The organism is Leifsonia sp. KNZ12-8B (assembly GCF_056755495.1).
This window is the reverse complement of the sequence record NZ_JBPGXM010000135.1, coordinates 1-9,886: the sequence shown is the minus strand read 5'-3', so window position 1 is coordinate 9,886 and position 9,886 is coordinate 1. Positions and strand designations below refer to the sequence as shown.

Here is a 9,886-nt window from a genome sequence, read left to right as displayed (position 1 = left end):
AGATGTGTATAAGAGACAGCGCCGGCTGCACCGGCGCCTCTTCTGCGTCCTCCACCTCGGGCACCACCTCGGTCAAGATGGTCCTCGGCTGGTACGCCGACCCGGAGTCGGGCGGCTTCTACGCCGCGCAGACCGAGGGCCTCTACAAGAAGAACGGCATCGAGGTCTCCATCCAGCAGGGCGGTCCGACCGTCTCCGGCACCCAGATCGTCGCGGGCGGTCGCGCCGACTTCGGCGTCGCCGACGCCCCCGCCGTCGCCGAGGCCCAGGAGCAGGGCATCCCCATCGTCGCGATCGCCGCGATGTATCAGACGAACCCCGTCGGCGTCATGGTCCACGCGGACAGCGGCATGAAGTCGTTCGCCGACATGCAGGGTCACACCTGGGTCGTCCAGACCGGCAACACCGGCGTCGACTACCTCAAGAAGGAGAAGGGGCTGACCTTCTCCACCCAGGCCTACCAGGGATCGATCGCCAACTTCATCAAGGACGGCTCGCTGGTCCAGCAGGGCTGGCCGACGAACGAGGCGTACCAGGCCGAGAAGGCCGGAGTGAAGGTCGACTTCTTCTCCTACGCCTCCGCCGGGTACAACCCGTACAACGACGTCGTCTTCACGACCAAGAAGTTCCTCGAGGAGCACCCGGACACGGTCCGTTCCTACCTGGCGGCCAGCATGCAGGGCTGGGCGGACTACATGGGCGATGTCGACGTCGCGACGAAGGCCAACGACGCACTCAAGAAGGCCAACCCGCAGATGACCTCGGAGGCCATCTGGTACGCGTGGGACAAGCAGCGCGAGTACGTCGTCTCCGGCGACGGGAAGTCGCAGCTCGGCGCGATGACCACCGACCGCTGGACCGAGGCCGTCGATCAGCTGGTGAAGCTCGACGTGCTGAAGAAGTCCATCCCCGCTGCGGACCTCTTCGACGCCTCGTACCTGCCGAAGGTCGCCGCGCCCACCACGATGCCCGCCGCCCCGTCCGGCTCCTACTGACAGGAGGAAGCATGACAACGACAGCCCCCGCCGCCACGGCGACCGTCGCCGACCCGACACTGCCCCTCATCGAGTTCCGCGGGGTCGAGAAGACCTACACGAACGGGTTCCAGGCGGTCACGCCGTTCGACCTGTCGGTCGCCCGTGGTGAGATCGTCTCGCTGGTCGGCCCGTCCGGGTGCGGCAAGACGACCATCATCCGGATGGCGGCGGGGCTGTCGGCCCCCACCGGCGGCGAGCTCGTGCGCCGCACCGACGAGCTCGCGTACGTCTTCCAGGACCCGACCCTCCTCGCCTGGCGCAACGTGCGAAGCAACGTCGAGCTCGTGGCCAAGCTCAAGGGCGTCCCGAAGGACGTCCGCCGGCGTGCGGCGACCACCGCCATCCACACGGTCGGCCTCGACGCCTTCGAGAAGTCGCTGCCCCGTCAGCTCTCCGGCGGAATGAAGATGCGGGTCTCCCTCGCCCGTGCGATCACCGGCGCCCCCGAGCTGATGATGATGGACGAGCCGTTCGCGGCCCTCGACGAGTTCACCCGCGAGAACATGCAGAAGGAGCTCCTGCGGCTGTGGCGCACGAACGACTTCAGCGCCATGTTCATCACCCACTCCATCCCCGAGGCCGTGGCCCTCGGCCACCGCATCGCGGTCATGGCGGCGCGACCGGGACGCATCGCCCGGATCATCGACTCGCCCAGCCCGCCCACGAAGGACGACGCGCCGCGCGACACCGCGGCCCTCGCCGAGACCGCATCCCTCATCTCATCGCTGCTGCAGGAGGCATGACCATGGCCATCACCACGGCTGAGACGCCGGCGCCCGTCGCCCTCGAGGCGCCCGCGCGCACGCCCGTCCGCCGACGCTCCCGTGCCGTCTTCTGGCGCAGGCACGTCCTGCCCGCGGTGGTGGCGGCCGCGATCGTCGTCGCACTGTGGCAACTCGCGATCACGGTCTTCGCGATGCCGTCCTATCTCCTGCCCAGTCCGCTGGACTTCCTGAACGCCCTCGTGACCGAGGCCCCGTCGCTCGTGCAGCCGACCCTCGTGACGATGCAGGAGGCCTATCTCGGCTTCGCCCTCGCGGCCGTGTCGGGATTCGTCGCCGCGCTCGTCATGGCGCGCTGGAACGTGGTCGAGCGCGGCATGTACCCGTACCTCGTGCTCCTCCAGACCATCCCGATCATCGCGGTCGCCCCGCTGTTCGTCGTCTGGTTCGGGTCGGGCATCGCCACCAATGTGCTCGTCTCCGCGATGATCGCCGTGTTCCCGGTGGCTGCCAACTCCCTCCAGGGCCTCAAGTCGACCGACCGCAACCTGGTCCAGCTCTATCGCATGGCGGGTGCGCCGCCGCGCGTGCAGCTGTTCTCGCTCCGGGTTCCGGCCGCACTGCCCCAGATCCTGACCGGGCTGCGGATCGCGAGCGGCTCCAGCGTCATCGGCGCGATCGTCGGCGAGTTCGTCGCGGGGATCGGCGGCGGTGCGGGAGGCCTCGGCTACGTCATCACGCTCGATGCCACCCAGCTTCGCACCCCCGAGCTGTTCGCAGCCGTCATCTTCGCGAGCCTCGTCTCGCTCATCATCTTCGGCATCGTCGCGGGCGTGGAGAGCCGGCTGCTCAAGCGCTGGCACGAGTCCGCCCTGCCCACGGAGGAGTGACCATGTCCCATCTCATCGCCCACCTGTCCACCGCCGACGCCGAGGCCATCGACCGCTCGAACGCCGTGCTCGTCCAGCCGATCGGCGCCATCGAGCAGCACGGCCCCCACCTCCCGCTCATCACCGACGCACTGACCGCGGAGCGGATCAGCGACCTCGCGATCTCAGGCCTCCCCGCCGGGAGCAACGTCTGGCAGCTGCCCACGCTGAGCTACGGCAAATCGACCGAGCACCTCGGCCGCGCCGGCACGGTCGCGATGAGCGCCGCGACCCTGATGGGCGTCTGCCTCGACCTCGGCGACTCCCTCGCCGCCTCCGGCTTCCGCAAGCTGGTGTTCGTCAACGGGCACGGCGGCCAGCCCAGCCTGCTGGATGTGGTGGCGCGCGACATCCGCGTCCGCACCGGGCTCGAGGTGTTCCCGATGATGCCCAGCAGGCTCGGGCTCCCCGAGGGCGTCGAGCCGGTCGACCCGGAGTACGGCATCCACGGCGGCCAGATCGAGACGAGCATCGTGTGGGCGCTCGCACCGGAGCTGGTCCAGATGGAGCACGCCCGTAAGGACGGAGAGGCCGCCGGCGACGTCTTCCGCGACCTCAAGCACCTCACGCTCGAGGGCGCGGTGCCGACGGCGTGGGTGACCGACGACCTGTCGGCGTCCGGAGTGCTCGGCGACCCGACGGCGGCCAGCCGCGAACTCGGCGAGCGCATCGTCGCACACCAGGTGACCGCCCTCCGCGAGGTCCTGCTCGAGATCCGCGACTTCGCCTTCCCGCCGGTCCCGTCCCGCGGCACGGCGGCCCGCGCTCTCGCCGAGGCGGTCGCGTGACGGCCGCCGTCCGGTCCTGGGGGCTGTCGGCGACGCATGTCGACCTGACGGGCGGGGCGCCTGCGCCTGTCCGTGCCGTCGAACTGGGCGCCCTGCCGCAGCGGCTCACGCTCGACCTGGAGCGCACCGCGATCGTCGTGGTCGACATGCAGAACGACTTCTGCACCCCCGGCGGCTGGCTCGCGTCCATCGGCGTCGACGTCTCCGGCGCCGCAGCCGCCGCAGACCACCTCGCGAGCATCCTCCCGGCGCTCCGCCGGGCCGGCGTCCCCGTGATCTGGCTCAACTGGGGCAACCGCCCTGATCTCGCCAACCTGCCCCCCGGCGTCCGCCACGTCTACGACGCCGACGGCGCCGGCGGCGGCATCGGCGACCGTGCCGGGCGCAGCGAAGCGGTCCTGACCGCCGGGAGCTGGGGCGCCGCACTCGTCGACGCTCTGGTCCCCGAGGCGGGCGACCTGCACATCGACAAGTACCGGATGAGCGGCTTCGTCGACACCCCGCTCGACTCCGTGCTCCGCAACCGCCGCATCGACACGGTCCTCTTCGCCGGCGTGAACGCCGACCAGTGCGTCCTCTCGACGCTCGTCGACGCCGCGAACCTCGGCTACGACGTCGTCCTCGTGGAGGGCGCGAGCGCCACCACCTCGCCGGCCTACTGCTACGACGCCACGGTCTACAACGTCCGCCAGTGCTTCGGCTTCACCACGACCCCCGGCGAGTTGATCGCGGCCCTCGCCGACTGAGCCCCCACATCCACCCAGGAAAGGAAACGACCATGGCCGACGCGCCCATCCTCAAGCACCTCGACTCGCTCACGACCCACCGCATCTCCCCCGGCGACACCGTGAAGCTCACCCACCTCACCGGCCCGAGCGAGGGATCGCCGACCAGCGTCTTCTTCGAGATCTGGGACCCGCAGGGCGAACAGCCCGACAACTCCCACCCCGACTCCGTCGAGATCTTCATCTTCCTCGCCGGCGAGGGCGTCGCCCAGTCGGACGAGCACAGCGTCGCCGTGAAGGCCGGGGACGTCCTCGTCCTCCCGAGCGGCTCGGTCCACCACATCAAGAACACCTCCGAGACCGAGCGGATGTACACGGTCACGATCATGGCCAACGACCTCGGGTCGATGGACAAGGGGTTCGAGCACCTCGTCACCTCCGGCGAGCGCGACGTGCTCGACGACGCGGACAAGGCGTCGATCATCACCGGTCTGGCCGCCCTCGCGGTCTGATCGCCGCGTCCGTCAGCACCGCCGCCGCCCGGCCGGGAGTCACTCCCAGCCGGGCGGCGTCGTGTAGCGGACGATCCCCTCGGTCTCCGCGATGCGCGCGACGCGCAGGGAGGTCCGGTCCTCCAGATACGGCCCGACGAGCTGAGCTCCGAGCGGGAGGCCGGAACGTGCGCCCGGTCCGAGCGGCACCACGGTGGTCGGCAGCTTCGGGAGGCTGGTGATCCGGCTCCAGGCCGGCACCTGGTCGGCATCGACGTGCGCTCCGTCGAAGGGGATGGTCGGGCCGCCGTCGTGCGCATCGACCAGCGGTGGCGCTGCGGTCGGCGCCGCCGGGCACAGCACGACGTCGACAGCGCCGAAGACCTCCGCGCGCCAGCGCTCGACGACGACCGCCCGACGCTCCAGCGCATCGGCGACGTCGCGGAAGGTCGCCGAGACCATGTCGCCCCACGCACCCGAGCCGCTGGACACCGCGGCGAAGCGCTCGTCGTCGAAGCCGTGCGAGACCTCGGCCGCTTGGAGCCGACGGAACAGGGCCTGCCCCTCCTCACCGGCGCCTGGCGGCGCCACGAGTTCCTGGACCAAGGCCCCCGCCTGCTCGAGGTCTGCGGCGAGCCGGGTGATCGCCTGCCGGGTCTCGTCGTCGACCAGGCAGGCCGGGTCGTCGAGCCAGAGCCCCACGCGCAGCGCGGCCAGGCGCTCGGCGCGCGGCGGCGGCAGCTCGATCCGCCAGGCGACCGCGTCCGGTCCGGCCACACCGACCATCAGCGGCACGAGCAGCTCCAGGTCCTCGGCCGACCTCGTCATCGGGCCGATGGCCGAGGCCGGGGGTTCGATCGCCCCGTCGACCGGCCAGGGCAGGTTGCCGATCTTCGGCACGATGCCCGTGCTCGGCTTGTGCCCGAACAACCCGCACCAGGCCGCCGGCACCCGCAGCGAGCCGGCCAGGTCGCTGCCGTAATCGAAGGCGCTCATCCCGGCCGCGACCGCTGCCGCCGCGCCGCCCGATGACCCGCCGGGAGAGCGAGTCGTGTCCCACGGATTGCGCGAGACGCCGAAGTCGGCGTTGCTCGACTGGTGGCCATTGAGGTAGACGGGCACGTTCGTCTTGCCGACGAGTACGGCGCCCTGCTCGCGGACGGCCGCCACGGGCGGGGAGTCCCGGTCGGCGACGACCTCGTCCGACCGGCGGCCGTGCGCCGTGGTCAGGCCGACCGTCGCGATCGAGTGCTTGACGCTCACCGGAACGCCCGCCAGTCGACCGCCGCGCTCCGCCGCGTCGACCGCCGCGGCCTCCGCCCGCGCGGCGTCGTCGTCGACGGCGCTGAATGCGCCTAGCTCCTCGTCGCGGAGTCGGCGGCGCCCGAGCGCCGCCGCGATCAGTTCGGCGGCGGAGAGCGTGCCGGTGCGCAGGGCTCGGAGCTGATCAGACGCGGAATGCTGCAGCATGTCCAGACGCTAGCCGGGCCGTGTTGCGCCGGGGTTACAGGCGGGAGTCGGGGCGCGCGAAACAGGCCCGCAACGCCCCCAAAACACCGGGGTCATCGGCGAGCCCTAGCGTGGCGGGAGCGGCGGGCAACGCGTCGCCCTGCATCCCGCTCGAACATCGGAGCCCTGTGAACCCTTCCGCCCCCGTCGACCTGCTGGTCGAGCACGCCGACCTCATCGCCGTCGAGGGCGTCCCCCGCGTCGAGCGGGACGCCTGGTTCGCGGTCGCGGGCGGCATCGTCGTCGCGCGCGGCACCGGCCCTGTCGGCGACCGCGTGGCCGTCGGCCCCGGCACCGAACGCCTCGACGCCACCGGGCGGTTCGTCGCGCCGGGGTTCGTCTCGTCCCACTCCCACACGTTCACGTCCGTCGCGCGCGGCCTGGGCACCTCCGAACGGCTCTACGGCTGGGCCGAGGCGATGTACGGGGTCACCCTGGGGTCCTCCCCCGACGACGTCTACTGGTGCACGCTCCACGGGTCGTTCGATCACGTGCGCAACGGAGTCACGACGGTGTTCGACTTCACCGACCCGCGCACCCGCTGGGCGCCCATGATCGCAGGACGCAAGCAGCGCGCGGAGGACGCGGTCCGGCCGGTCGAATGGCTCACGCGACAGCTGGACGGACGCCTCGACAGCGGCATCCGCTTCGTCGGCGCCTACCAGATCGAGCAGGACACGCTCGGCGCCGAGCAGGGCGTCGCCGCGTTCGGGGAGTCGGTCGCCGACCTGCGCTCGCGCGACCGGTCCCAGGCGCTCGACGCCGCGGTGTACGGGGCCGTGCAGTGGAGCGACGACGCCTCGGCCGCCGATCTCGAGGTGCGGATGATGCGCGAGCACGGGCTGCGGAACCACGCGCACATGCTCGAGACCCCTGACCAGCTCGACGAGCAGCTCGCCAAGGTCGCCTGGTACGAGCGGGCCGGTGCGATCGGGCCCGACTTCACCTTCGGGCACTTCGTCCAGGCGACCCCGGCGATCGTCGACCGGGTCGCCGAGGCGGGTGCGGCCGTCTCCTGGCAGCCCGGCGCGAACGGCCGCCTCGCTTCCGGCGTCCTGGATGTCCCCGGGCTGCTCCGCCGGGGAGTGACGGTGGGGCTCGGCCTCGACGACCAGGCCTGCAGCGACATCGCCGACCCCTGGCAGAACATGCGCCTGGGAATGTTCACCGTCCGTGCGACGTGGCGCGACCCGGCCGCAGCCTCCCCCGCCGACGTGCTGCGCGCCCAGACCCTCGGTGCCGCCGAGACGATGGGCGTGGACGACCGGGTCGGCTCGATCGAGGTCGGCAAGTTCGCGGACTTCCTGGTCGTCGACCCCCGCTCGCCCGACATCGGGCCGCTCTGGAGCCCGCTCGAGAACTATGTGTTGTCCTGCAGTCTGCGGAACCTCGCCGAGGTCCGCATCGGCGGCCGTCTCGTCGCGCACCACGGCACGCTGACCGACCCTCGCGCGGCCACCGCCTCCAGCGAGCTCCACGCCCGCTTCGACGAGGCGGCCGCCCGCTCTGCGGCTGCTCGCGGCTGACCGTCGACGGCGATCGCCGCCGATCCCATCACGCTGAGCGGGACTCGTCCGGTTAACCACGAATCCCCCGGAACCGTGAGATTCCGGGGGTTTTGTAGCGAGGGCGGGACTCGAACCCGCGACACCACGATTATGAGCCGTGTGCTCTAACCACCTGAGCTACCCCGCCGCGGCATCCCCGTGCATGAACCAGGCGTGAACCGGGGTGCATGTGCCGGGGAGGCGGAGCCCCCTGTGGGAATCGGACCCACTACCTCTTCCTTACCAAGGAAGTGCTCTACCAATGAGCTAAGGGGGCGGAGCCGGCGCCCGCCCAGACGGCGGGACGATTTCGGCAACCAGAAGAGAATACCATCCTCCCGAGGGTGCTCCGAACCATCCCGCGCCCCCGCGCGCGGCGCTGCGCCGACCGCCGCGCGCTACGCGGCCTTCGCCGCCGCCGACGCGCCGTCGAGGGCCTCCAGCTCGTCCGCGGTGAGCTCCAGCTCGGTGGACGCGAGGAGGGCCGGCAGCTGCTCCAGGGTGCGTGCGCTCGCGATCGGGGCGGTGATGGTCGGCTGGGCGGCGAGCCAGGCGAGGGCGACCGTCGCGACCTCGGCGTCGTGGGCGGCGGCCACCTCGTCGAGGGCGGCGAGCACGCGGCGGCCGTTGTCGTCGAGGTACTTGGCGGCCCCGCCGGCGCGCGGGCTGTCGACCTGGGCGCCGTCGCGGTACTTGCCGGTGAGGAACCCGGCGGCGAGGGCGAAGTACGGCATGACGCCGAGGTTCTCGCGCTCGGCGATCGGGCGGTAGGTCTGCTCGTAGCCGCGCTCGACCAGGTTGTAGTGCGGCTGCAGCGCCACCGCGCGGTGCAGGCCGTCGCGCTCGGTGATGCGGAACCACTCCTCGATGCGCTCCGGCGCGTAGTTCGAGATGCCGATGTACCGGACCTTGCCCGCGTCGACCAGCGCGGAGAGGGCGCCGACGGTCTCCTCCAGCGGCACGGTCTCGTCGTCGAAGTGGGCGTAGTAGAGGTCGATGTAATCGCTCTGCAGCCGCTCCAGCGACGCGTCGGCCGCGCGGCGGATGTTGTCGGCGGCGAGGCCGCGGAAGTCGGGGTGCTGGCTGACCTTGGTGGCGAGCACCACGCGCTCGCGGTTGCCGCGCGCCGAGAACCACTCGCCGAGGATCCGCTCCGAGTCGCCGCCGGTGTTGCCCGGCACCCAGGCGGAGTAGCCGTCCGCCGTGTCGACGAAGTCGCCTCCCGCCGCCGTGAAGGCGTCGAGCACGTCGAACGAGGTGTCGCGGTCGGCCGTCCAGCCGAACACGTTGCCTCCGAGCGAGAGCGGGAGGACCTCCAGGTCCGAGGTGCCGATCGTGCGACGGGATGCGGTCATGCGTGTCTCCTTGTGAGGTGGGCCGGACTGTCCCTTCACGCTAACGCCGCGACCCTGGGGCTATACCGGCGGTTGCTGAAGATGTGGAAAGGTCGAATCATGCACACCTCGACCGCTCCACGGGAGCTCGCCGCCGACTGCTCGCGGTGCGCGGGGCTGTGCTGCGTGGCCCTCGCATTCGCGAAGTCCGCCGACTTCGCCTTCGACAAGGCCGCCGGCGAGGAGTGCGTGAACCTCGACGACGGGTTCCGCTGCCGCATCCACCCTCGGTTGCGCGAGCGCGGCTTCAAGGGCTGCACGGTCTTCGACTGCTTCGGCGCCGGTCAGCACGTCACGCAGTCCCTCTACGGCGGCGCGACCTGGCACGACGGAGCGGAGGTGCGCGACGGGATGTTCGCCGTCTTCCCGATCGTCCGCCAGCTCCACGAGCTGCTGTTCTACCTGCGGGAGGCGCTGCGCATGCCCGCCGCCGCCCCGATCCACCCGGCGCTGCGGCGCGCGGAGCAGGAGGTGCTGGCGGCCTCCGACGCCGACCCCGCGGCCATCGTCGCGCTCGACATCGAGGAGCTGCGCGGCCCGGCCGCGAGCCTCCTGCGCGACGCCGCCCGCCTCACCCGCGAGGCGCTGCCGCGGTCGGGGAAGCCCACGACGGGAAACGCCGACCGCCGCACAACCGACCCCCGCGCCACCGCCCGCCGCGCCCGACTCCGCCCCGGCGCCGCCCGGCGTCTGCCGCCACCTGGCGGAGGCCGTCGTGGCCGCGCGCGGCCTCCCGCACCCGTG

The 9,886-nt window shown here is 71.6% G+C and carries 10 protein-coding genes and 2 tRNA genes; 8 read left to right on the top strand and 4 right to left on the bottom strand.

The genetic code is table 11. The features are described from left to right. The 6 genes from ACR9ZG_RS15925 to ACR9ZG_RS15900 all read left to right on the top strand — a co-directional run. Positions 1 to 995: ABC transporter substrate-binding protein (locus ACR9ZG_RS15925; RefSeq protein ID WP_481285828.1), on the top strand; the 995-nt coding region annotated here is incomplete at its 5' end. An 11-nt stretch (positions 996 to 1,006) separates the two neighbouring features. Further along, a complete protein-coding gene (locus ACR9ZG_RS15920; protein ID WP_481285827.1) occupies positions 1,007 to 1,780 on the top strand; it encodes an ABC transporter ATP-binding protein in 774 nt (257 codons plus the stop codon). A 2-nt stretch (positions 1,781 to 1,782) separates the two neighbouring features. After that, entirely contained in the window at positions 1,783 to 2,649 is an 867-nt protein-coding gene (locus ACR9ZG_RS15915; RefSeq protein WP_481285826.1) for an ABC transporter permease, read from the top strand. Between the two features lie 2 nt (positions 2,650 to 2,651). Further along, positions 2,652 to 3,476, top strand: a complete 825-nt coding sequence (locus ACR9ZG_RS15910; protein ID WP_481285825.1) for a creatininase family protein — start codon at positions 2,652 to 2,654, stop codon at positions 3,474 to 3,476. Next, entirely contained in the window at positions 3,473 to 4,222 is a 750-nt protein-coding gene (locus tag ACR9ZG_RS15905) for a cysteine hydrolase family protein (protein ID WP_481285824.1), read from the top strand. The genes ACR9ZG_RS15910 and ACR9ZG_RS15905 overlap by 4 nt, the downstream gene beginning before the upstream one ends. A 32-nt stretch (positions 4,223 to 4,254) precedes the next feature. Continuing rightward, positions 4,255 to 4,713: a cupin domain-containing protein gene (locus ACR9ZG_RS15900; RefSeq protein WP_481285823.1), complete on the top strand. Its 459-nt coding sequence runs from the start codon at positions 4,255 to 4,257 to the stop codon at positions 4,711 to 4,713. Positions 4,714 to 4,752: 39 nt separating this feature from the next. Here ACR9ZG_RS15900 and ACR9ZG_RS15895 read toward each other — a convergent pair whose 3' ends face one another. Then, positions 4,753 to 6,162, bottom strand: coding sequence for an amidase family protein (locus ACR9ZG_RS15895; protein ID WP_481285822.1), 1,410 nt, complete (start codon positions 6,160 to 6,162; stop codon positions 4,753 to 4,755). Positions 6,163 to 6,329: 167 nt separating this feature from the next. Between ACR9ZG_RS15895 and ACR9ZG_RS15890 the strand changes: the two genes are divergently transcribed. Further along, complete coding sequence (locus ACR9ZG_RS15890; RefSeq protein ID WP_481285821.1) at positions 6,330 to 7,727, top strand: amidohydrolase family protein; 1,398 nt, start codon at positions 6,330 to 6,332, stop codon at positions 7,725 to 7,727. A 95-nt stretch (positions 7,728 to 7,822) separates the two neighbouring features. Here ACR9ZG_RS15890 and ACR9ZG_RS15885 read toward each other — a convergent pair. The 3 genes from ACR9ZG_RS15885 to ACR9ZG_RS15875 all read right to left on the bottom strand — a co-directional run bounded on the left by ACR9ZG_RS15885 (position 7,823) and on the right by ACR9ZG_RS15875 (position 9,103). Further along, positions 7,823 to 7,896 (bottom strand) — tRNA-Met (locus ACR9ZG_RS15885). Positions 7,897 to 7,953: 57 nt separating this feature from the next. Then, positions 7,954 to 8,025, bottom strand: a tRNA-Thr gene (locus ACR9ZG_RS15880). Between the two features lie 121 nt (positions 8,026 to 8,146). Further along, positions 8,147 to 9,103 (bottom strand): aldo/keto reductase, encoded by a 957-nt coding sequence (locus ACR9ZG_RS15875; protein WP_481285820.1) that lies wholly within the window; start codon positions 9,101 to 9,103, stop codon positions 8,147 to 8,149. 99 nt (positions 9,104 to 9,202) lie between these two features. Between ACR9ZG_RS15875 and ACR9ZG_RS15870 the strand changes: the two genes are divergently transcribed. After that, a partial coding sequence (locus tag ACR9ZG_RS15870) for a hypothetical protein (protein WP_481285819.1) occupies positions 9,203 to 9,886 on the top strand: 684 nt, incomplete at its 3' end.